The 20,371-nt window shown below is 60.3% G+C and carries 23 protein-coding genes; 6 read left to right on the top strand and 17 right to left on the bottom strand.

Annotated features, from left to right (window positions below; all coding sequences use genetic code 11):
- Window positions 1-62: 62 nt before the first annotated feature.
- From rplS to ffh, 5 genes are all read right to left on the bottom strand, one after another.
- Window positions 63-410 carry a 50S ribosomal protein L19 gene (rplS, locus tag J9889_RS06150; RefSeq protein ID WP_005313505.1) on the bottom strand — a complete coding sequence of 116 codons (348 nt, stop codon included), beginning with the start codon at window positions 408-410 and terminating at the stop codon, window positions 63-65.
- A 32-nt stretch (window positions 411-442) separates the two neighbouring features.
- On the bottom strand, window positions 443-1,192 hold the full coding sequence (trmD, locus tag J9889_RS06145; protein WP_010673086.1) for a tRNA (guanosine(37)-N1)-methyltransferase TrmD: 750 nt from the start codon (window positions 1,190-1,192) through the stop codon (window positions 443-445).
- 34 nt (window positions 1,193-1,226) lie between these two features.
- Window positions 1,227-1,748 (bottom strand): ribosome maturation factor RimM, encoded by a 522-nt coding sequence (gene rimM, locus J9889_RS06140; RefSeq protein WP_039039979.1) that lies wholly within the window; start codon window positions 1,746-1,748, stop codon window positions 1,227-1,229.
- Window positions 1,749-1,772: 24 nt separating this feature from the next.
- Entirely contained in the window at window positions 1,773-2,021 is a 249-nt protein-coding gene (gene rpsP, locus J9889_RS06135; protein ID WP_010673084.1) for a 30S ribosomal protein S16, read from the bottom strand.
- A 179-nt stretch (window positions 2,022-2,200) separates the two neighbouring features.
- Window positions 2,201-3,580 (bottom strand): signal recognition particle protein, encoded by a 1,380-nt coding sequence (gene ffh / locus J9889_RS06130; RefSeq protein ID WP_010673083.1) that lies wholly within the window; start codon window positions 3,578-3,580, stop codon window positions 2,201-2,203.
- 285 nt (window positions 3,581-3,865) lie between these two features.
- Between ffh and ccsA the strand changes: the two genes are divergently transcribed.
- Window positions 3,866-4,657, top strand: a complete 792-nt coding sequence (ccsA, locus tag J9889_RS06125) for a cytochrome c biogenesis protein CcsA (RefSeq protein ID WP_210556130.1) — start codon at window positions 3,866-3,868, stop codon at window positions 4,655-4,657.
- Between the two features lie 39 nt (window positions 4,658-4,696).
- A complete protein-coding gene (locus tag J9889_RS06120; protein WP_134997688.1) occupies window positions 4,697-5,977 on the top strand; it encodes a CNNM domain-containing protein in 1,281 nt (426 codons plus the stop codon).
- Window positions 5,978-6,007: 30 nt separating this feature from the next.
- On the opposite strand, the gene J9889_RS06115 is transcribed toward J9889_RS06120, so the two are convergent.
- Window positions 6,008-6,475 carry an Rrf2 family transcriptional regulator gene (locus J9889_RS06115; protein ID WP_039039978.1) on the bottom strand — a complete coding sequence of 156 codons (468 nt, stop codon included), beginning with the start codon at window positions 6,473-6,475 and terminating at the stop codon, window positions 6,008-6,010.
- A gap of 111 nt (window positions 6,476-6,586) precedes the next feature.
- Between J9889_RS06115 and hmpA the strand changes: the two genes are divergently transcribed.
- Window positions 6,587-7,780 (top strand): NO-inducible flavohemoprotein, encoded by a 1,194-nt coding sequence (gene hmpA, locus J9889_RS06110; RefSeq protein ID WP_010673079.1) that lies wholly within the window; start codon window positions 6,587-6,589, stop codon window positions 7,778-7,780.
- 82 nt (window positions 7,781-7,862) lie between these two features.
- Here hmpA and J9889_RS06105 read toward each other — a convergent pair whose 3' ends face one another.
- The 6 genes from J9889_RS06105 to J9889_RS06080 all read right to left on the bottom strand — a co-directional run bounded on the left by J9889_RS06105 (window position 7,863) and on the right by J9889_RS06080 (window position 12,918).
- The gene (locus J9889_RS06105; RefSeq protein WP_246878048.1) at window positions 7,863-8,516 is read right to left on the bottom strand and encodes a flagellar protein MotX; all 654 of its coding nucleotides are present in this window, start codon (window positions 8,514-8,516) and stop codon (window positions 7,863-7,865) included.
- Between the two features lie 402 nt (window positions 8,517-8,918).
- Entirely contained in the window at window positions 8,919-9,854 is a 936-nt protein-coding gene (gene mdh / locus J9889_RS06100; protein ID WP_010673076.1) for a malate dehydrogenase, read from the bottom strand.
- 242 nt (window positions 9,855-10,096) lie between these two features.
- Window positions 10,097-10,759 (bottom strand): arginine ABC transporter permease ArtM, encoded by a 663-nt coding sequence (gene artM / locus J9889_RS06095; RefSeq protein ID WP_210556129.1) that lies wholly within the window; start codon window positions 10,757-10,759, stop codon window positions 10,097-10,099.
- A gap of 2 nt (window positions 10,760-10,761) precedes the next feature.
- Window positions 10,762-11,412, bottom strand: a complete 651-nt coding sequence (gene artQ, locus J9889_RS06090) for an arginine ABC transporter permease ArtQ (RefSeq protein ID WP_010673074.1) — start codon at window positions 11,410-11,412, stop codon at window positions 10,762-10,764.
- A gap of 3 nt (window positions 11,413-11,415) precedes the next feature.
- Window positions 11,416-12,153, bottom strand: coding sequence for an arginine ABC transporter substrate-binding protein (locus J9889_RS06085; RefSeq protein ID WP_010673073.1), 738 nt, complete (start codon window positions 12,151-12,153; stop codon window positions 11,416-11,418).
- 24 nt (window positions 12,154-12,177) lie between these two features.
- Window positions 12,178-12,918: an ATP-binding cassette domain-containing protein gene (locus tag J9889_RS06080; protein WP_041210949.1), complete on the bottom strand. Its 741-nt coding sequence runs from the start codon at window positions 12,916-12,918 to the stop codon at window positions 12,178-12,180.
- A 200-nt stretch (window positions 12,919-13,118) separates the two neighbouring features.
- On the opposite strand from J9889_RS06080, the gene argR reads away from it, so the two are divergent.
- Window positions 13,119-13,589, top strand: coding sequence for a transcriptional regulator ArgR (argR, locus tag J9889_RS06075; RefSeq protein ID WP_005308670.1), 471 nt, complete (start codon window positions 13,119-13,121; stop codon window positions 13,587-13,589).
- A gap of 79 nt (window positions 13,590-13,668) precedes the next feature.
- On the opposite strand, the gene J9889_RS06070 is transcribed toward argR, so the two are convergent.
- The 5 genes from J9889_RS06070 to glnK all read right to left on the bottom strand — a co-directional run bounded on the left by J9889_RS06070 (window position 13,669) and on the right by glnK (window position 18,987).
- Window positions 13,669-14,574 carry a Dyp-type peroxidase gene (locus J9889_RS06070; protein ID WP_039039974.1) on the bottom strand — a complete coding sequence of 302 codons (906 nt, stop codon included), beginning with the start codon at window positions 14,572-14,574 and terminating at the stop codon, window positions 13,669-13,671.
- A gap of 89 nt (window positions 14,575-14,663) precedes the next feature.
- Window positions 14,664-15,698, bottom strand: a complete 1,035-nt coding sequence (locus J9889_RS06065) for an ABC transporter ATP-binding protein (protein ID WP_210556128.1) — start codon at window positions 15,696-15,698, stop codon at window positions 14,664-14,666.
- Between the two features lie 40 nt (window positions 15,699-15,738).
- Window positions 15,739-17,373, bottom strand: a complete 1,635-nt coding sequence (locus J9889_RS06060) for an iron ABC transporter permease (RefSeq protein WP_210556127.1) — start codon at window positions 17,371-17,373, stop codon at window positions 15,739-15,741.
- 39 nt (window positions 17,374-17,412) lie between these two features.
- Window positions 17,413-18,420, bottom strand: a complete 1,008-nt coding sequence (locus J9889_RS06055; protein WP_039039971.1) for a Fe(3+) ABC transporter substrate-binding protein — start codon at window positions 18,418-18,420, stop codon at window positions 17,413-17,415.
- A gap of 228 nt (window positions 18,421-18,648) precedes the next feature.
- Complete coding sequence (glnK, locus tag J9889_RS06050; RefSeq protein ID WP_005332325.1) at window positions 18,649-18,987, bottom strand: P-II family nitrogen regulator; 339 nt, start codon at window positions 18,985-18,987, stop codon at window positions 18,649-18,651.
- A gap of 201 nt (window positions 18,988-19,188) precedes the next feature.
- Between glnK and arfB the strand changes: the two genes are divergently transcribed.
- Together arfB and J9889_RS06040 are read left to right on the top strand one after the other, a co-directional pair.
- The gene (gene arfB / locus J9889_RS06045; RefSeq protein ID WP_010673067.1) at window positions 19,189-19,605 is read left to right on the top strand and encodes an alternative ribosome rescue aminoacyl-tRNA hydrolase ArfB; all 417 of its coding nucleotides are present in this window, start codon (window positions 19,189-19,191) and stop codon (window positions 19,603-19,605) included.
- Window positions 19,606-19,631: 26 nt separating this feature from the next.
- Window positions 19,632-20,126 carry a methylated-DNA--[protein]-cysteine S-methyltransferase gene (locus J9889_RS06040; protein ID WP_041215824.1) on the top strand — a complete coding sequence of 165 codons (495 nt, stop codon included), beginning with the start codon at window positions 19,632-19,634 and terminating at the stop codon, window positions 20,124-20,126.
- Window positions 20,127-20,371 lie beyond the last annotated feature (245 nt).

Raw genomic sequence — 20,371 nt, 5'->3', positions numbered from 1 at the left:
GGCGAGCCTTTTCACTACCTGTCGAGCTTTTCGCCGACATACCGACACCAATTCGAATCGAATTAGTTGAGCTTCTCTTTGATACGAGCAGCTTTGCCGGACAGGTTGCGCAGGTAGTACAGTTTGGCGCGGCGAACATCACCACGCCGCTTCAGTTCTACACTGTGGATCAGCGGAGAGTGAGTCTGGAATACACGCTCAACACCTTCGCCGTTGGAGATCTTGCGAACGGTGAAAGCAGAGTGCAGACCGCGGTTACGCTTGGCAATCACGATGCCTTCGAAAGCCTGCAGACGCTCTTTACCACCTTCTTTAACACGAACTTGAACACGTACGGTGTCGCCCTGGGCAAAAGCCGGGATGTCGGTACGCAGTTGCTCTTGTTCAAGCTGCTGAATAATCTTGCTCATTGTCTTTCCTTACCTAGGATAAACTGAAAACTCTACTTAACGCTGTCACGCACTTCGCGGACATACTCGGCAAGAAGTGATTCTTGCTCGTCAGTCAGAGCTAGGTTGTTAATAAGTTCCGGCCTTCTCTGCCAGGTTCGTCCGAGCGATTGCTTGAGTCGCCAGCGCCGAATCACTTCGTGATTGCCGCTTGTCAGCGCCTCGGGCACCGTCAGCCCATCCAACACCTCCGGCCGAGTATAGTGGGGATGATCCAGCAGCCCATCCGTGAAGGAGTCCTGCTCGGCACTGGCCTGATCACCCAAGACCCCCGGGACCAGACGCGAAACCGCATCGATCAGGGTCATGGCAGGCAACTCGCCACCACTTAACACGTAATCCCCGATAGACCACTCTTCGTCGACTTCGGTTTGTATCACGCGCTCATCGATACCTTCGTATCGACCGGCGACCAGAATCAGTTTCTGATTCGTCGCCAACTCGGTCACGCCCGCTTGAGTCAGCTTGCGTCCCTGAGGAGAGAGATAGATGACTTTCGCCCCGTCTCCCGCCGCTTGCTTGGCTGCATGAATGGCATCACGCAGCGGCTGAACCATCATCAACATGCCGGGCCCACCACCATAAGGACGATCATCGACCGTACGGTGTTTGTCGTGGGTGAAGTCCCGAGGGTTCCAGCACTCAATCTGCAGCAGGCCACTCTTGACGGCCCGACCCGTTACCCCGTGCTCGGTAATGGCTCGGAACATTTCCGGGAAGAGGCTAATGACCCCAATCCACATAAGAAACCTCCGGCACCCGTGTTAGCGCGGGAAACTAGAAACCAGGATCCCAATCAACTTCGATTGTTCGAGCAGTCAGATCAATATTCTTGATCACCTGCTCTTCCAGGAACGGTATCAACCGCTCCTTTGCACCAAAGGCATCTTTTACATTGGCCTCAACCACCAACACATCGTTGGAGCCGGTTTCCATCAATTCGGTCACCTTGCCCAGGTCGTATCCCTTGGTGGTTACCACGGTGCAACCAATGAGGTCACGCCAGTAGAACTCCCCTTCGGGCAACGCAGGCAACAGATCGGCGGGGACGCCAATCTCGACGTTGGTCAATGCCAGGGCATCCTCACGCACATCGATACCATCGAGTTTGCAGATCAGACCCTTGTTGTGACGCTTCCAGGATGACACCCGGATTTCACGCCACGCCCCGTTCTGATTGATCAGCCAGGGGTTGTAATCGAAAATCGCTTCGGCAACATCGGTGAAGGAGTTCACTTTAAGCCAGCCCTTGATCCCGTAAACGGTCCCCAGGGTGCCCAGAACTACAGGTTTTTCCACCTTAACTCCCTACCGTTTGGCTGATTAAGCAGCTTTGGCAGCGTCTTTGATCAGCTTGGCAACGCGGTCAGAAACAGCGGCACCAGTAGCAACCCAATGCTCGATACGAGCCAGGTCCAGGTTCAGCTTTTCAGCGTTACCAGCAGCAACCGGGTTGAAGAAACCGACGCGCTCGATGAAACGACCGTCACGGGCGTTACGGCTGTCAGCAACTACTACCTGGTAGAACGGACGCTTTTTCGCGCCACCACGTTGTAAACGAATGGTTACCATATCGTCCTCATAAACATCTAATGAACAAGGCCTGCAAATACGCAGACCCTAGCTTAAAATAAGCCGCGTAATTCTACTTGGATTCGTAATAATTGCAACCAAGCCAGCTATTTTTTGTGCAGGGATTGGCATGAAAAAGGCTCACCAGGGTGAGCCTTTCTGCCTGACCAGCAGGAAAATCAGAACGGACCGCGACCGCCACCACCGAATCCGGGGGGCAGCATGTTCTTCATCTGGCCCATCATCTTGCGCATGCCGCCCTTGCCGGACATCTTCTTCATCATGCGCTGCATCTCGGTGAACTGCTTGAGCAGCTTGTTCACATCCTGGACCTGCATGCCGGAGCCCGCCGCGATACGGCGCTTGCGGGAGCCCTTGATGAGATCGGGATGGGCACGCTCTTTCGGCGTCATGGAGCTGATGATGGCCTCCATCCGCACGGTGAGCTTGTCATCCATCTGATCCTTGATGTTGTCCGGCAGGCCGGACATGCCGGGCAGCTTGTCGAGCATCCCCATCATGCCACCCATGTTGCGCATCTGGGCCAGCTGCTCACGGAAGTCTTCCAGGTCGAAGCCCTTGCCGCTCTTGACCTTGCTGGCCAGCTTGGCCGCCTTCTCTTTATCGACGTTGCGCTCCACCTCTTCGATGAGAGAGAGCACATCCCCCATGCCGAGGATGCGGGAGGCGAGACGATCCGGATGGAACGGCTCCAGCGCGTCAGTCTTCTCACCCATACCGATGAACTTGACCGGCTTGCCGGTGATATGGCGAACCGACAGGGCGGCACCACCGCGGGCATCACCGTCTGCCTTGGTAAGGATCACACCGGTGAGCGGCAGCGCTTCGTTGAAGGCCTTGGCGGTATTGGCAGCATCCTGGCCTGTCATGGCATCCACCACGAACAGGGTTTCGACCGGCTTGATGGTGGCGTGCAGATCCTGGATCTCCGCCATCATTTCGCCATCGACGTGCAGACGACCGGCAGTATCGACGATCACCACGTCATAGAACTTCTTGCGCGCCTGATCGATGGCGGCAGTGGCAATGGCGATCGGTTTCTGGCTGGCATCACTCGGGAAGAAGTCGACACCGATGTCGCCCGCAAGGGTCTCAAGCTGCTTGATCGCCGCCGGACGGTAGACGTCCGCACTGACCACCAGCACCTTTTTCTTGCTGCGCTCCTTGAGCAGTTTGGCCAGTTTGCCGACCGTAGTGGTCTTACCGGCCCCCTGAAGACCTGCCATCAGGATAATGGCCGGCGGCTGGGCAGCCAGGTTGAGCTGTTCGTTGGCCTCCCCCATCACGGTGACCAGTTCGCCATGGACGATCTTGATGAAGGCCTGGCCCGGGCTCAGGGATTTGGCCACTTCCTGGCCCACGGCACGTTCCTTAACGCGCGCCACGAAATCGCGCACCACCGGCAGGGCGACGTCCGCCTCGAGCAACGCCATGCGGACTTCGCGCAGGGTATCCTTGATGTTCTCTTCGGTCAGGCGGCCGCGGCCGCTGACATTGCGCAGGGTGCGCGAGAGTCGTTCAGTCAAATTCTCAAACATGACGCTTTCCGGTTCTTGGCGTGACACTGGGGGCATTATACCCCGGTCAGCACTCTAGGGACGATTACTCGCCGCTTGCCGCGGCGGCCTGCCATCGAACGGGCAGGTCAACAAATGAAGGGCAGTATACCCCAGTCAACGCCGGAGGACGATTATTCGCCGCAGGGTGACCATCAACGCCTACTTATATGTGGGCAGTTAGCCTCTGGCACAACTGGCGAGCATATCTTGTGCAAGGTATACTGCCCCTCTTATCCATAAAGCTTGTTTGACAACGACCTGGTTATGATCGTGATCTCTGTTCTGGCCCTGGCGTTTTACCTGCTGGCCATCATCGCTTCACTGCACCTGCTGCTCAGCGCCAAGCCCGTCGGGCAAGTATCGCTGTTCGCCTGTGTCGGCCTGGCCCTGACCGCCCATGGCATGGCGGTGGGCAGCGAAGTGCTGGCCACCCATTCCGGCCAGAATCTCAGCATGTTGAACGTGGCGTCCCTGGTCAGCCTTATCATCAGTTGCTTCATGACCTGCGTCACCCGACGCTTCAACGGCTGGATCCTGCTGCCCGTCGTCTACAGTTTTTCAGCCCTGCTGCTGGCAGCCAGCGCGCTCATTCCCGGGCGCTACATCACCCATCTGGAAGCGCACCCCCAGTTACTGCTGCACATAGGCCTCGCGCTGATGGCCTATTCGGTACTGATGATCGCCTGCTTGTTTGCCCTCCAGCTTGCCTGCCTGGACAGGCAACTGAAATCAAGAAAGATCAGCCACCTGCCAGCCATGCCACCCCTGATGACGGTGGAGAAACGCCTATTTCAGCTCATTTCCACAGGTCTGCTGCTGCTGACCCTCTCCATCGCATCCGGCCTGTTCTTCCTGGAAGACATGTTTGCCCAGGGCAAGTCCCACAAGGCCATCCTCTCTATCCTGGCCTGGTGCGTCTACGCTCTGCTGCTCTGGGGCCACCATACCCGTGGCTGGCGCGGCCGCAAGGTCATCATGCTGAGCCTCATCGGCAGCTTCATCCTGACACTGGCCTATTTTGGCAGCCGTTTCGTCAAGGAAGTGCTGCTTAGCTGACACACGAACATTCCCCAACCATCCTTACAGGAGCCCTTCTTGGACAGTATCTCAACGAGTACATTGCTGATTGTTCTCGTTATCTTGATCCTTTTGTCAGCCTTCTTCTCCAGTTCCGAAACCGGTCTGATGTCGCTCAACCGCTACAAGCTGCGGCATCTGGCCCAGACCAAGCACAAGGCTGCCCGCCGGGTCGAGAAGCTGCTGGCCAGGCCGGACCGCCTGCTTGGCCTCATTCTCATCGGCAACAATCTGGTCAACATCCTGGCCTCCGCCATCGCCACCATCGTCTGCATCCGGCTGTTCGGGGATCTCGGCGTCGCCATTGCCACCTTCGGGCTGACCCTGGTGGTACTGGTATTCGGGGAAGTCACCCCCAAGACACTGGCGGCCATGTTCCCCGAGCGGATAGCCTACCCTGCCTCCTGGATCCTCAAGGGGCTGATGGTGCCGTTCGCCCCCCTTGTCTGGCTCATCAACAGCATCACGAACCTGCTGCTGAAACTCTTGCGTCTCGAGCACAACAAGGATGACTCCCTCAATTCCGAAGAGCTGCGCACCATCGTCAATGAGGCGGGCAATCTCCTTCCCAAGCACCACCAGGAGATGCTGATAAGCATTCTGGATCTGGACAAGATGACGGTGGAGAACATCATGGTCCCGCGCAGCGAGATCTCCGCCATCGACATCAATGACGACTGGAAGATCATACTGCGCCAGCTGGCCCACTGCGCCCACACCAAGATCCTGCTCTATCGCGACAACATCGATGACGTCGTCGGCTTCCTGCACTCACGGGACGCCCTGAGACTGGTCGCCCGGGATCAGTTCAGCAAGTCCAGCCTGCTTCGGGAAGTCGACCCCATCTATTTCATCCCCCAGGGGACCCCCCTCAACGTGCAGTTGGCCAAGTTCCAGCGCAACAAGGAGCGAATTGGCCTTATCGTCGACGAATATGGCGATATTCAGGGGCTGATCACCCTGGACGACATCCTGGAAGAGATTGTCGGTGACTTCACCACCTCCATGACACCGACCCCGAGTGACGAGATCCATCCCCAGCCGGACGGCTCCTTCCTGGTCGAAGGCTCCGCCAGCATCCGCGAGCTGAACAAGGAGATGGACTGGCACCTGCCCATGGACGGCCCACGGACCCTCAATGGCGCCATCCTGGAGTACCTTGAGGAGATCCCCCAACCCAACATCAGTGTCAGGCTGGCGGGCTACCCTATCGAGATTCTCGAAGTGGAGAACAACATGGTGAAGATGGCGAGGATCATGCCGCACCTGTACCGGGACGATTCAGGGTACGAGGATTGAAAAAAGGCTGCCGATGGCAGCCTTTTTGTTTCACTCGCTCTCGTCATCCGGCTCCAGCACCAGAGTGGGGATGAGCTCACCGAACACCTGCTGCAACTCGTCACGGTTTGCCAGCAAATCCTGCAGCGTATAGCCATCCATCACCGCGAGGAAGGCGTTCATCGCCTCCTTCAAGGCACTCTTGAGCAGACAGACGGAGACGATATGGCAGACCGGGGAGCTGCAGTCGATCCCGTCCAGATTGCCTTCCAATGCCCGGATCACTTGCCCGATATTGATCTCGTCGGGGGAGCGCGCCATGCGGATGCCACCATTCTTGCCACGCTGGGACTGCAGATAGCCCAGTTTTACCAACTGGTTCACCACCTTCACCATGTGGTTGCGGGATACGTCGTACAAGGCGGATACCTTGGCCACGCTCGACAGTTCCCCCTCCGGCAGGGTGGCCAGATAGAGCAGGGCTCTCAATCCAAAATCGGTATAGCTCGTTAGTCTCATAGTGCCTGTAGCGCCTAGCGCGAAGAATTGATGATTGATCCAGATCAATTAAACATTTAGGATGCAACTTAATAAGTGACATTCCAGATGTTCAATTAGAAAGGACCTCCTATGTTAGACCAAGCCACCATCGCCGTCATCAAGAGCACCATTCCTTTGCTCGAATCGGCGGGCCCTGACCTCACACGGCACTTTTATCAGCGCATGTTCAGCCACAATCCCGAGTTGAAGGATCTCTTCAACCTGGCTCACCAGCGTAGCGGGGGACAGCCCTTGGCACTGTTCAGTGCGGTGGCGGCCTATGCCAGAAACATCGACAATCTGGGAGCCCTGGCCGGAGCCGTTGAACGCATCGCCCACAAACACACGGGTTTCCTGATCCAGCCGGAACAATATCACATTGTGGGTAGTCATCTCTTGGCCACGCTCAAAGAAATGGGTGGCAACGCTGTCACGGAGGAGGTACTTACCGCCTGGGGCAAGGCGTACGGTGTGCTGGCCGACATCTTTATCGGCCGGGAGAGCGAGCTCTATCGGGAGAAGGCAAGCCAGGACGGTGGTTGGCAGGGAACCCGTCCTTTCATCATCAAGGAGAAGCGTCAGGAGAGTGAACTCATCACCTCTTTCGTCCTGGCCCCCCTCGATGGCAACCCCGTGTTGCGTTTCAAACCGGGGCAATATCTCAGTATCAAGCTGGTTCATCCCGCCCTCGAGCATCAGGAGATCCGCCAGTATTCCCTCTCGGACGCCCCCAATGGCCGCGACTACCGCATCAGCGTCAAGCGCGAACCCAGGGGTCAGGCCTCCAACCTGTTGCATGATCATCTTCACATCGGTGACACGGTCGACATCATGCCGCCGGCCGGCGACTTCTTCCTGCAAGAGGAGACAGACACGCCCGTGGTGCTGATCTCCGCCGGGGTCGGCCTCACCCCCATGCTGAGCATGCTCAACCACTTGCTGGCCGAGGGCCCGGATGTGGATATTCGCTGGCTTCACGCCTGCGAACACGGCGCCCACCACGCGTTCAGGGACGAGATCCGGGCAAAGAGCAGGCAACACGGGAAACTGGAGAGCCGGATCTGGTATCGGGAGCCGGGGGAGCAGGATGTCAAAGGAGAGGATTACGACTTCAGCGGCACTCTGGCACTGGAGCAGGTCACCGACCTCATTCCGGCCGACGCCCACTACTATTTCTGCGGCCCTGTCCCGTTCATGAAGGCAGTCAAAGCTCAGTTGGAGAATGTGGGCGTGCCTGCCGAGCGGATGCACTACGAGGTCTTCGGCCCCCATCAGGGCCTCTGATCCCTCCCCTGACCGGGAAAATGCACAAGGCCCACAAGCACAGCTTCGTGGGCCTTGTAATATCAAAGCGGGCTACCAGAACTCAGTGCATCGCCTTGGCACGGGCGATGGCATTGGCGGGCATCCGGTTGCCGAGCCGGCTGAGCAGGCTCGCCGCCTTCTGGTGCATGGCCTTGTCGCCGATGACGGCGCCGTGCAGCCAGTGATACGCCTCCTCATAATCCAGGGGACTCCCCATGCCCTGCAGCAACATCTCCACCCACTCCATCTGTGCCCGCAAGAAGCCGAGGCTCGCGGCTTCCCGCATCAGGGTCTCGGCCCGCACCAGATCCTTCTGGACCAGGATCCCCTTCCAGTAATAGCGGCCAAGCTGTTCCAGCGCCGGCGCCAGCCCCTGGTTGGCGGCCTCCCACATGTACTGCACCCCGATCTGGGCATCCGGCTTGGTGCAAACTCCCCAGGCCAGCATGTCTCCCCAGAGGAACTGATAGGCAGGGATCTTCATCACCGAGGCCCTCGCCTCGATATCCTGGGTGAGCTGGCACCTGTCCTGCTTCACCCGGGCCAGATGGCGCCCCTGCTCTATCAAGTTGAGCAGTTCGTCCTGGCGATAGAGCGGCACGGCCTGCAACTCTCCCGCAGCAGCGGATGCCTGCGTCGTCGCCCTGGGCAGCGGCGCCGGGGCCGGGGCAGATGCCACGGGGGCGGCAGCGGCCGGCATCGCGGTTGACGGCATGGGAGCTGTGGCCACACTGGCCGAGGACTCCGCAACCGGTGCTGGGACCGGGGCGGTCGATGGCAAGGCCGCCGAGGGCGTCGGTGCTGTGGCCGGACTGGCCGAGGGCTCCGCAACCGGTGTTGGGACCGGGGCGGTCGATGGCAAGGCCGCCGAGGGCGTCGGGACGGGAGCGGCCGTGACCGCCGCCGACTGGGGTTGCGCAGCGGCCGAGGTGGGCTCCGCACCCTGCAAAGGGAAGCTGCACACACCGATAATGGCGATGAGGGTTCTTGGTTTTATCATAGGGATCTCCTGCTGCCTTCTGTTATCGGCAGCCAGGGCCATCTCCTTAGCCCGCTACACCCAACCCCGAAAATGACAAAGGGGAGCCTGGGCTCCCCTTGCGGTCGACGTATAGACTTACTTGACGAAGTCGACGCCCAGCTGGATGTCAGCCTTCAGGGTGGCCAGCATGCTGTCCATCGCTTCCTGCTCGAAGGCGCTCAGCTTGCCGTAGTCCAGCACGGTTTCGACACCGTTCTTGCCGAGCAGCACCGGCTGCGCGAAGAAGGTGGCGTGCTCACCGTTGCCTTCCACATAGGCACACTCGATGACATTGGCTTCCCCTTGCAGACCCTTGATGAGCGACAGACCGAAACGGCAGGCTGCCTGACCCATGGAGAGAGTGGCGGAACCGCCACCGGCCTTGGCTTCCACCACTTCGGTACCGGCATTCTGAATGCGCTTGGTCATGGCAGCCACTTCCTCAGCGGTGAAGCTGGCGCCTTCAACCTGGGAGAGCAGCGGCAGAATGGTCACGCCACTGTGACCGCCGATGACGTTGACACGTACCTTGTCAACGTTCAGGCCCTTGGCTTCGGCCACGAAGGTCTCGCCACGGATCACATCCAGGGTGGTCACGCCGAACAGGCGACGCTTGTCATAGACACCGGCTTTCTTCAGCACTTCGGCGGCGATGGCGACCGTGGTGTTGACCGGGTTGGTGATGATGCCGATCAGTGCTTTCGGGCAGGAAGCAGCACACTTTTCCACCAGGTTCTTGACGATACCGGCGTTGATGTTGAACAGGTCGGAACGGTCCATGCCGGGCTTGCGCGCCACGCCGGCAGAGATCAGCACGACATCGGCGCCGACCAGAGCCGGGCTCGGATCTTCACCGCAGAAACCTTTTACTTTCACGTCAGTCGGGATGTGGCTCAGGTCCGCCGCCACGCCCGGAGTGACCGGGGCAATGTCATACAGGCTCAGTTCGGAACCGGCAGGCAGGCGGTTTTTCAACAGCAGAGCGAGGGCTTGGCCGATGCCACCGGCGGCACCCAGAACGGCAACTTTCATGATCAACTCCATGTCTAAGCGTAGGTTTAAGGTTGTTTCTAGTTGGGTTAACGCTGATTCTTATTGTGCGCCTCACCTTAAAGGATCCCCTCCTAAAAAACAATCTGATAACAGTTGTAATCACGGGTTCTGTGAGCCAGGGAACAAGCGGCGATGAAAGCGGAGAGGAATATGCGATAAATGGGAGGAAAGACACAGATTTCCTGTGCTTCCCTCATCATTAAGAGGTAAATGTGACTGCTTCAGGACTGGAAAGCCAGTGCCCGACGCTCACACCAGCGGAAACCAATTGTTAACAATCCATTCATGGTCATATAGAGCGCTCCGGCCACGGTGAACACCGCCAGGGTGTCATAGGTCTGGGCGTTGAGACGCTGGGCCAGCCCCATGATGTCCATGATGGTGATGGTACTGGCGAGCGAACTCCCCTTGAGCACCAGGATCACCTCGTTGGAATAGGCGGGGACCAGCCGACGGGCGGCATGGCGGGTCTTCATCCACAGGGTCTGTCCGGCCGAGAAGCCGAGCGCACGGCAGGCCTCCACTTCACCGGCGGGGATGGCGTCGAGCGCCCCTTTGAACAGCCGGATGGAGTAGGCTGCGGTATTGAAACCGAGCGCCAGCACGGCGCAGAACCAGGGTTGCTTGAGCAGCGGCCAGAGCGGCCCCGCCTTGAGCCATTCAAACTGGCCAGGCCCGTAGTAGATGAGGAAGATCTGGATAAGCAGCGGCGTACCGGTAAAGACCAGTACCCAGAGCTGCACCAGCTGGGTCGCCACCGGAATGCGACGCTCCAGCACCCAGGTCATGCCGGCCGCCATCAGCACGCCCAGCAACAAGCTGAACGCGGTGAGCTGCAGGGTGATCGCCAGCCCTCCCAGCAGGGTCATCAGGTAATCCTGCATGGTCAGCCTCCGTAACGGCGGGTATAGCGGGACGCCTGCTTCAAACCGAATTCACTCACCAGACTAATAGCCAGATAGATGAGGGCGGCAGCGGCGTACCAGGTGAAGGGTTGATAGGTGCTGGCCGAAGCCATCTGTGCCTGACGCATCATCTCGTTCACCCCGATGAGGGAGACCAGAGCGGTGTCTTTCAGCAGCACCAGCCACTGGTTGCCGAGCCCGGGCAGGGCGTGACGCCAGGCCTGGGGCAGCACGATGCGAAAGAAGGTGTGCCCCTTGCCCAGGCCGAGCGCCTGCGCCGCCAGCCGCTGCCCAGGGGGCACCGCATTGAGGGCGGCACGCAGGGTCTGGGTGGCGTAGCTCGCAAACAGCAGGGAGAGCGCCAGCACACCGCAGGCGAACGGGCTGAACTCCACATACTCCCCGGTGATGAGGAACAGCACCTGGGTCGAGCCGAAGTAGATGAAGAGCACCACCAGCAACTCGGGCAGACCACGAATCAAGGTGGTCAGGGTGGCCACGGGCCACACCAGCCAACGCTGCTTGCTCAACTCAGCCGCACTGAATGCCAGTGCCAGCACCATGCCACCGACCAGGGATGCCAGGGCCAGCCCGAGGGTCATCCAGGCTGCATCCAACAACAGGCTCAACATGGCTTACTGCGCGAAGTACTTGTCATAGATCTTCTGATAGGTGCCGTTGGCCTTGATCTCGGCCAGCCCCTTGTTCAGCTGGGTCAGCAGTTCCTGGTTGCCCTTGGCCACCGCGATGCCAAAACCGGTACCGAAGTACTTGGCGTCGGTCACCGGGGTACCGACCACGGCGTATTCCTTGTGCTGCTTGAGCCAGTCGGCGGCCACCGCCGTATCGGCAAACACGCCGTCAGTACGGCCATTCATCATGTCCAGGAAGGCGCTCTGGTAGCTGGCGTAGGGCACGGTCAGCAGACCCTTGCTCACCCAGTTGTCCACCAGATAGGACTGGTGAGAAGTACCGTTCTGCACGCCGACTGTCTTGTCCACCAGATCGTCCGGCCCCTTGAAGGTCTCTTTCTTGGCGACGAACACCGCGGAGTTCTCGTAATAGATGTCGGAGAAGTCGACCTGGGCGGCCCGCTCCGGCGTCACGTCCATGGCGGCGATGACGGCATCATAGCGACGGAACTTGAGGCTGGGGATCAGGCTGTCGAAGGCCTGGTTGTGGAAGCTGCACTCCAGCTTGGCCTGCTCGCAGACAGCGCGGGCCAGATCGATGTCAAAGCCCTGGAACTCGTTCTTGTCATCCAGGTATTCGAACGGCGCATAGGTTGCCTCGGTGGCGAACTTGATCTCTTTGGCCAGCACAGAAGTGCTCAGCAGACCCATGGCGGCGATCAGCAACAGACTCTTTTTCATGACAGCTTCCTTATCGACTCAATATCAATGCATCAAGAATTCGGCAAACCGGCTGGTTTGCGGGGACTGGAAGATGGCGGCGGTGCCGGATTCGATGATCCGCCCCTTCTCCAGATAGATCACCTGACTGGCCACCTTGCGGGCGAACTCCACCTCGTGGGTCACCACCACCTGGGTGATGCCGGTCTGGCTCAGAGTGCGGATGATCTCCGCCACCTCTTTGGTAATTTCGGGATCCAGGGCAGCCGTCGGTTCGTCAAACAGCAGCACCTGGGGATCCATCATCAGGGTCCGGGCAATGGCGACCCGCTGCTGCTGGCCACCGGAAAGCCGTGCGGGCCAGGCGTCCCGTTTGTCGGCCAGTTGCAGCTGGGCCAGCAAATAGGCCCCTTTCTCGATGGCCGCGTCGCGGCTCATGCCGAGCACCTTGACGGGCGCTTCAATCAGATTCTCCATCACGGTGAGGTGCGGCCACAGATTGTACTGCTGGAACACCATGCCCACCTTGCGGCGCAGCGCCTGTGCCTGACGGTTGAATTCGGCAGTAGAGAGGCTGGACGGGAAAGAAAATTCACAGTCTGCGATGCGCAACACACCGGCATCCGGCGTGTCCAGCAAGTTCATCATGCGCAGCAGAGAGCTCTTGCCTGCCCCGCTCGGGCCCAGCAATACCAAGGTCTCGCCGGGAGCAGTCCGAAAGCTCACCTGCTGCAGTACCGGCACCTTGTGCCAGGATTTTTCGATGCCGATTAATTCGATACCCATACAGCCCAATTGAATAAGTTTTCAAAATTTCGTCCTGATTCTAGCGCCAGCATAAGTTGATGCAAGCTATATTTGAATCAATATGCAGAACAAGCGCCGCTTCCTTGCCAAAACAGGCATATGAATGCAAAATAGCAGCGCTGTTCGTATCTGCCGCCTGAGCGTGACAGGCGGTCACTCCCCTCATTCGTGAGTCCAAGATGAAACATAACGACAAGCAAGAAAAACTGGCCAAGGCCTTTAAAGCCTTGCTGAAAGAGGAGCGTTTCGGCTCCCAGGCAGAGATAGTGACTGCCCTGCAAGAGATGGGCTTCGAGAACATCAACCAATCCAAGGTCTCGCGCATGCTGAGCCGCTTCGGCGCCGTTCGCACCCGCAATGCCAAGATGGAGATGGTCTACTGTCTGCCGGTGGAGCTGGGCGTGCCCACCACCTCCAGCCCCCTCAAGAACCTGGTGCTGGATGTCGACCACAACGGCGCTCTGGTGGTGATCCACACCAGCCCCGGCGCAGCCCAGCTGATCGCCCGCCTGCTTGACTCCCTCGGCAAGGCCGAAGGGATCCTCGGCACCATCGCCGGTGATGACACCATCTTCATCACCCCGACCAGCGATACCGACATCGAGGAGCTCTACCTCTCCGCCCTCGAGCTGTTCGAGCAGACGCCCTGATCCGGTCGCCTTGGGCGATCCGCACAAAAATCCCGGCCTTGGCCGGGATTTTTTGTTTTGAGCGGTCGGCAGGCCGGGCTTATTTGCCCTCGGCCACCAGAAAATCGACGGAAGGGGCGAAGAAGGCCGCGCCGGTCACCGCCCGGGTGAAGCGCAGCAGGTGATCGAAGTGGCTGCCTTCCCCTTTGTACATGCTGGCCAGCATGGCGTTGAAGTGCAGCGGCGTGCGGCAGCAGGAGATGAAGTAGAGCCCCTGCTCGCTCATGGTGCCCCAGGGCATGCTCTGGCGCAGGATCTCCATGGACTCCCCCTTCGGGGTCTTGAGGTTGACCCGCTTGATGTGGGAAGTGAGCGGCTTGTCGGCGGACTCGTATTCGATGTTGTCGACTTTGGTGCGGCCTATGATGTCTTCCTGCTCCTTCAGGGCCAGCTTCTCCCAGTCGCTCATGGCGTGGACCCAGCGCTGCACGTGGATGTAGGAGCCACCGGCGAACTCGCCGCCGTCCAGCAACGCCACCACGGCGCGGTGCTCATCCTGCGGGTTCTCGGTGCCGTCGACGAAACCGGTCAGATCCCGGCAATCCTGGTTGCGAAAACCGCGGACTTCCTCGGCCAATTCAACAAGCCCGGCCAGAAGGGCCATGACGCGATGACCGGCATGATGCAGCACGTCCACCCGATCAGCACGCAACTGCACGAACAGATCGAACGGGGTATTGGGGGCCTCCTGACCGTTGGCGGATTGCGCCATGAAACCGCGGAACTGGGGCGGCCGGGCGGCAGGATAGAGATCATCCCAGGCGTCGGCCCCGACGGCGACCAGACCGCTGAAGGCAGCATCGGGGAAGTCGGCGCTCACCGCCTCCCAGAGTGCTGGCAGGCTGGCCAGGCGGGAGGTCAGGGCAGCGGCGTCACCGGTGCGATTGAACATCAGATAGAGGGCGTGCAGATTCGGCTCTGCGCAGATCCCGGCTTGGGCTTTCATGTCTCTCTCCAAGTGCGTTGGCTATGGGCGTGGCGCGATTATAAACCAGCGCGCTTCCAGTTCATTGATTTCACGACAATACCACGCACTCAGGGCAAGGGGTCAAACAACACCAGGGCATGAGGCGCCACGGTCACCCGCGCGCGCTCCCCTTCCAGAGGCTCACCGATGCTGGCTTCCAGTTGCTGGCCGCCACACTCCACCAGTACCCGGCAGTGATGGCCCAGGAACTGTTGCTCACGCACCCGGAGCTCACCGTCATCCGCCGCCGTCAGCGCCAACTGCTGGGGTCTGAGCATGAGCTGCAGCCGCTCCCCCACCGCGCGGCCATGGGGCTCCTGACCGCAGATGGTTCCAAGGAGGGTCTGCACGCAGTGGCTGTCCACCACCTCGGCCGCCAGATAGTTGACCCCGCCGAGAAACTCCGCCACGAAGCGGTTCCCGGGGCGGCGATAGAGCTGCTCCGGCTCCCCCACCTGCTCGATGCGACCGGCGCGAAACAGGGCCAGCCGATCGGCGAAGGCGAAGGCCTCTTCCTTGCTGTGGCTGACGAAGATGGCGCCAATGCCCTGCTGTTTGAGCAGGGTGCGGATCTCGAGGATCAGCTTCATCCGCACCTGGGTGTCGATGTTGGAGAAGGGCTCGTCCAGCAGCATCAGGCGCGGCTTGCACACCAGGGCGCGGGCGATGGCCACCCGCTGCTGCTGGCCGCCGGAGAGCTGATGGGGATAGCGCTCCCCCAATCCCTGCAGGTTGACCAGCGCCAGCGCCTCTTCCACCTGCTGCAGGCGGCTGCCGCGATCCTGCCCGGTCAGGCCGAAGCCGACGTTCTCGGCCACCGTCAGGTGAGGAAAGAGAGCGTAATCCTGGAAGATCATGCCGATATGGCGGGCCTCCGGCGGCACACTCACGCCGGGGGCATCGAGCAGGGTCTCTCCCAGCCGGATCTCCCCCTGGGCCAGGGGCAGCAGACCGGCCACCGCCTTGAGCAGCGTGGTCTTGCCACAGCCGCTGGCCCCCAGCAGACAGACGATCTCGTTGTCGGCCACCTGCAGGGAGAGCTGCTCCAGCACGGGGCGGCCATTGTAGTGACAGCTGACCTTCTCGACATTCAGGCAGGACAAGGTTCTTTTCCTCTCGCGTAGTGATGCCGGACGGGGCCGCTCAATGGCCTGGACCATCCAGGGTACGGTTTATCCACAGCAGGGGAATCAGCCCCACCAGCACGATGACGATGGCACCGAGCGCCCCCCGCTCCAGCATCTCGTCCGAGACGAACTGATAGACGTGGGTCGCCAGGGTTTCGAAGTTGAACGGCCGCAGCAGCAGGGCGGCGGGCAGCTCCTTCATGGATTCGATGAACACCAGCATGGCGCCGGCAAAGAGGCCGCGGCGTACCAGCGGCAGGTGAATGCGACGCAGCATGCCGCCCGCCCCCTGCCCCAGAGAGCGGGCCGCCATGTCGAGGCTGGGGGAGATCTTGCTCATGCTGCTCTCCACCGACCCGATGGCGATGGCGACGAAGCGCACCAGATAGCCGAACACGATGGCGGTGAGGGTGCCGGTCAGGAGCAGACCGGGGCCCGGCATCCCGAGCCACTCGGCCAGATCGTTGATGCCAAAATCAAGGGCCGTGAGCGGCACCAGCACGCCGATGGCCAGCACGGTCCCCGGCATGGCATAGCCCATGGCGGCGAGGCGCAGGGGCAGCAGGCTGCGAGTCCCCCCATCGAGGCGACGGAAGAAGCCGAGCAGCAGGGCAATGGCCATGGCCAGCAGGGCGGTCAGGGCCGAGATGGCGAGGCTGTTGCCCGCAAAGCGCACGAATTCGGGCGTCCACGACAGCGCGAAGTAACGCACCCCGTAATCGAGCAGGATGACGAACGGCAGGGCAAACCCCGCCAGCACCAGGCCCCAGCACCAGAGCCCGGCCAGCACGCCCCTCAGGCCCCTCAGGCCCCCGAGGGGGTAACGCAGGGGCTGCTCGAAGCCCATGGACTTCTGGAACACCTGCTGGCGCTGGCGGGAGCGGCGCTCCAGCGCGATGAGCAGCACCACCGCCAGCAGCATCAGACAGGAGAGCTTGGCGGCGGTCGCCAGGCTGCCGTAGCCGAGCCAGGTGTCGTAGATGGCGGTGGTCAGGGTGTTGATGGCAAAGAAGTGGACGGTGGCAAAGTCCGCCAGAGTTTCCATCGCGACCAGAGATGCCCCCACCATGATGGCCGGGCGGGCCAGGGGGAGGCTCAGGCGGCGAAAGCTCTGCCAGGGGGTGCAGCCGAGCAGACGGCTGGAGTGAATGAGGCTGACCGACTGCTCCAGGAAGGAGGCCCGTGCCAGCAGATAGACATAGGGGAAGAGCACCAGCGCCAGCACCCAGGCGGCGCCCCCGAGGGAGCGAATGGCCGGGAACCAGTAGTCGGTCGGTCCCTGCCAGCCAAACAGGGCACGCAGCCCCGCCTGCAGCGGGCCCGAGTAGTCGAGCAGGTCGGTATAGACGTAGGCAACGATATAGGAGGGCATCGCCATGGGCAGCATCAGCGCCCATTGCAGGGCGCGGCGCCCCGGCACCTCGCACATGGCCACCAGCCAGGCGGTGGGCACTCCGAACAGCAGGCTGAGGCAGACCACCCCCAGCACCAGGCCGGACGTGTTTCGCAGATAGTCGGGCAGTACGGTATCGGCGAGGTGGGCAAACAGTTCCCCATCAGCCGAGAAGGCGGAGAAGAGCAGGGCGAGTACCGGCAAACCCAGCAGCAGAGCGGTGACCCAGCTGCCGGCAATCCATCCAAAATGTTTCATGAGTCCACAGAAGTTGATGGGGCCGTTGGCCCCATCTGATTACAAGTCGAATTTCACTTCATCCAGCAGTTGCAAGGCGTCCTTGCGGTGCTTGGCATAATCGCTGACCGGCATGGGGTCAGACTTGAACGTGCCCCAGGACTTGACCATGGCAGAAGGCTCGACCCCTGCCTTGACCGGGTACTCGGCATTCACATCCGCATACATGTGCTGGGCGGTATCCCCGGAGAGGAACTCCATCAGCTTCTGTGCTGCGTCCTTGTTCTTGGCATACTTGGTCATGGCCACGCCGCTCACGTTGACGTGGGCACCGCGATCACCCTGGTTCGGGAAGTTGATCTCCACCGCGTCGGCCCAGGACTTCTGCGCCGGGTCCTTCAACATGGCACCCAGGTAATAGCTGTTGCCCAGGGAGACATCACAGATGCCGTCCTTGATCGCCTTGACCTGATCACGGTCGTTGCCCTGGGGCTTGCGCGCCAGGTTGGCCTTGACCCCTTCCAGCCAGGTCTTGGTATCCGCCATGCCGTGATGGGCAATCATGGACGAAACCAGCGCCACATTGTACTCGTGCTTGCCGCTACGGGTACAAATTTTTCCTTTGAATTCAGGCTTGACCAGATCTTCGTAGCGGATGGTGTCGAGCTTGCCAAGACGCTCCTTGCTGGAGTAGATGGCACGCACCCGGGTGGTCAGGGCGAACCAGCGGTTGTCCGGATCGCGATAGATGGAGGGGATGTTCTCCTGCAGCGTCTTGCTGTCCACCGGCTGCACCAGGTCCTTGTCCACCAGCTCGGTCAGACGGCTGATGTCCACGGTCAGCATCAGATCGGCCGGAGAGAGCTTGCCTTCCCGTTCCAGACGCTCGTTCAGCCCCTCTTTGGCAAACACCACATTGACCTTGATCCCGGTCTCCTTCTCGAACTGCTGGATGATGGGCTTGATCAGCTCATCCTGACGGTTCGAATAGACGTTTACCTCCTGGGCGGCGAACGCCGACTGGGCGACAAGCGTGGAGAAAGCCAGTGCCAACATCTTCATTTTCATCATCCGTTCCTTGTCTGCGTAAAGAGTGATAACTATTTTCGTTTGCATTCTGCATGAATCGGGAGGAGAGGATCAAGGCGGTTTGCTGGGTTGGAACGATCTATTTAATCAGCGGCCAAACAAAAAGACCGGATGGAATCCCATCCGGTCTTTCGACGACCACCCATTCACACTGTCGGCAGAACCTGCCCGGACCTTTGCCCGACCCGGCCGGGCAAAGGAGCGTACTCAGAGCGCCTCGTCGTCGCTCTCACCAGTACGAATACGCACCGCTTGCAGCAGGTCATAGACGAAAATCTTGCCGTCACCGATCTTGCCGGTATAGGCCGCCTTGCAGATGGCCTCGATCACCCCTTCGACGTTCTCGTCTGCGGTGGCGATCTCCAGCTTCACCTTCGGCAGAAAGTCGACCTGGTACTCGGCCCCCCGGTATAATTCGGTGTGCCCCTTCTGGCGACCAAAACCCTTCACTTCGGAGACGGTCAGGCCTTCCACCCCCAAGTTGGCGATGGCCTCGCGCACGTCGTCCAACTTGAAAGGTTTGATAATCGCAGTAATCAGCTTCATCTGGTTGCTCCCAATCCATGGTATGTCACGAATGGGTCATCAATTCTTGTGCCAAGTATTTTTATCGTTTATTTTCATATAGATAGATATGACACTCTGAGCCAGAAAGGCTCAGGATCACCAAGGAAGCGCATCTCGCCCCATAATGAGGCACCAAGCTGCACCAGACTCCCTTGATGCACCAAATGAGAGCATCACCCCATGTTAGTCATCTCCAACAGCGTGATCATCCCCTGGCATGAACTGCAATTCCAGACCATGCGGGCCCAGGGCAATGGCGGCCAGCACGTCAACAAGACCGACTCCGCCGTCTGGCTGCGCTTCGATTATCGCGACTCCCCCAGCCTGCCGCCGCTCTACAAGGAGGGACTGGAGCGGCTCAGCGACAGCCGGGTTCACGACGGCTTCATCCAGATCAGGGTCGAGACCCATCGCAGCCAGGACATGAATCGCAAGGAGGCCATGAGCCGCCTGACCGAGCTGCTGAAAAAAGCCGCGTGGCGCCCCAAGGCCCGCCACGCCACCAAGCCGACCCGCAGCTCCCAACGCAAGCGGGTCGATGCCAAGAAACGCAAGGGAGAGATCAAATCCACCCGCGGCAAGCCCGTGCTGGAGTGACCTGCCACAAGCCCGAGGACAAGAGAATGCAGTACAGCTTTTGTGAATGTGCCAAGGGGCCCCTGCTCATCGCCATCGATGGGGCCGGGCTGCGCCACGTGGAATTCATGCAAGGGGAGCGCCCCGTCCTGCCGCAACCGGAGTGGCAGCGGGATGATGCCGCCCTGGCCCCCTTCGTCGAGCAGTTTGCCGCCTACTTTGCTGGCCGCCTGCGGCGCTTCGATCTCCCCCTGGCCGCCACGGGCACACCATTCCAGCAGGCCGTGTGGCAGGCGTTGTGCGACATTCCCTATGGCGAGACCGTCAGCTACCTCCAGATTGCAGAGGCCATCGGCAACCCCAGGGCCGTGCGGGCGGTGGGCGCCGCCAACGGCCGCAATCCCCTCAGCATCATAGTGCCCTGCCACAGGGTCATAGGGCGCAGCGGTGAACTGACCGGCTACGGGGGAGGCATCCCCATCAAGCGCTGGTTGCTGGCACTGGAGCAGGAGACCGCAGACCACTTCGCGCTGACCCCATGAAAGGGCGCGCCTCCTGTCAAATGCGGGTTGCGGGTGCAGGCACCACAGACCACAGGCCACTCGCGCGGATCCTCTGACGAGCGGCATCTCCATCACATGTGAGTTGCTGGTCCCAACAGCAGACCGCAGGCGGCGTTGCACTGCCCATGACGGGCAACACCCCCATCACATGCTGGTTGTTTGCCATCTGGCAGCATGGTTACGTGATGCGCTGAGCCGGCACCGGGATAATCTGCCGCCAGATC

Source organism: Aeromonas sp. PrichA-15, from assembly GCF_017939245.1.
Classification (GTDB): Bacteria; Pseudomonadota; Gammaproteobacteria; order Enterobacterales; family Aeromonadaceae; genus Aeromonas; species Aeromonas caviae.
Note: the sequence above shows the minus strand (reverse complement) of the source record. Positions and strands in the feature narration are given on the sequence as shown.

Bases quoted from the DNA above. Each gene is read 5' to 3' on its own strand.
- rplS (WP_005313505.1), bottom strand. From the start codon at position 410: ATGAGCAAGATTATTCAGCAGCTTGAACAAGAGCAACTGCGTACCGAC.
- trmD (WP_010673086.1), bottom strand. From the start codon at position 1,192: ATGTGGATTGGGGTCATTAGCCTCTTCCCGGAAATGTTCCGAGCCATT.
- rpsP (WP_010673084.1), bottom strand. From the start codon at position 2,021: ATGGTAACCATTCGTTTACAACGTGGTGGCGCGAAAAAGCGTCCGTTC.
- ffh (WP_010673083.1), bottom strand. From the start codon at position 3,580: ATGTTTGAGAATTTGACTGAACGACTCTCGCGCACCCTGCGCAATGTC.
- ccsA (WP_210556130.1), top strand. From the start codon at position 3,866: ATGATCGTGATCTCTGTTCTGGCCCTGGCGTTTTACCTGCTGGCCATC.
- J9889_RS06115 (WP_039039978.1), bottom strand. From the start codon at position 6,475: ATGAGACTAACGAGCTATACCGATTTTGGATTGAGAGCCCTGCTCTAT.
- hmpA (WP_010673079.1), top strand. From the start codon at position 6,587: ATGTTAGACCAAGCCACCATCGCCGTCATCAAGAGCACCATTCCTTTG.
- J9889_RS06105 (WP_246878048.1), bottom strand. From the start codon at position 8,516: ATGCCGTCAACCGCGATGCCGGCCGCTGCCGCCCCCGTGGCATCTGCC.
- mdh (WP_010673076.1), bottom strand. From the start codon at position 9,854: ATGAAAGTTGCCGTTCTGGGTGCCGCCGGTGGCATCGGCCAAGCCCTC.
- artM (WP_210556129.1), bottom strand. From the start codon at position 10,759: ATGCAGGATTACCTGATGACCCTGCTGGGAGGGCTGGCGATCACCCTG.
- artQ (WP_010673074.1), bottom strand. From the start codon at position 11,412: ATGTTGAGCCTGTTGTTGGATGCAGCCTGGATGACCCTCGGGCTGGCC.
- J9889_RS06085 (WP_010673073.1), bottom strand. From the start codon at position 12,153: ATGAAAAAGAGTCTGTTGCTGATCGCCGCCATGGGTCTGCTGAGCACT.
- J9889_RS06080 (WP_041210949.1), bottom strand. From the start codon at position 12,918: ATGGGTATCGAATTAATCGGCATCGAAAAATCCTGGCACAAGGTGCCG.
- argR (WP_005308670.1), top strand. From the start codon at position 13,119: ATGAAACATAACGACAAGCAAGAAAAACTGGCCAAGGCCTTTAAAGCC.
- J9889_RS06070 (WP_039039974.1), bottom strand. From the start codon at position 14,574: ATGAAAGCCCAAGCCGGGATCTGCGCAGAGCCGAATCTGCACGCCCTC.
- J9889_RS06060 (WP_210556127.1), bottom strand. From the start codon at position 17,373: ATGAAACATTTTGGATGGATTGCCGGCAGCTGGGTCACCGCTCTGCTG.
- J9889_RS06055 (WP_039039971.1), bottom strand. From the start codon at position 18,420: ATGAAAATGAAGATGTTGGCACTGGCTTTCTCCACGCTTGTCGCCCAG.
- glnK (WP_005332325.1), bottom strand. From the start codon at position 18,987: ATGAAGCTGATTACTGCGATTATCAAACCTTTCAAGTTGGACGACGTG.
- arfB (WP_010673067.1), top strand. From the start codon at position 19,189: ATGTTAGTCATCTCCAACAGCGTGATCATCCCCTGGCATGAACTGCAA.
- J9889_RS06040 (WP_041215824.1), top strand. From the start codon at position 19,632: ATGCAGTACAGCTTTTGTGAATGTGCCAAGGGGCCCCTGCTCATCGCC.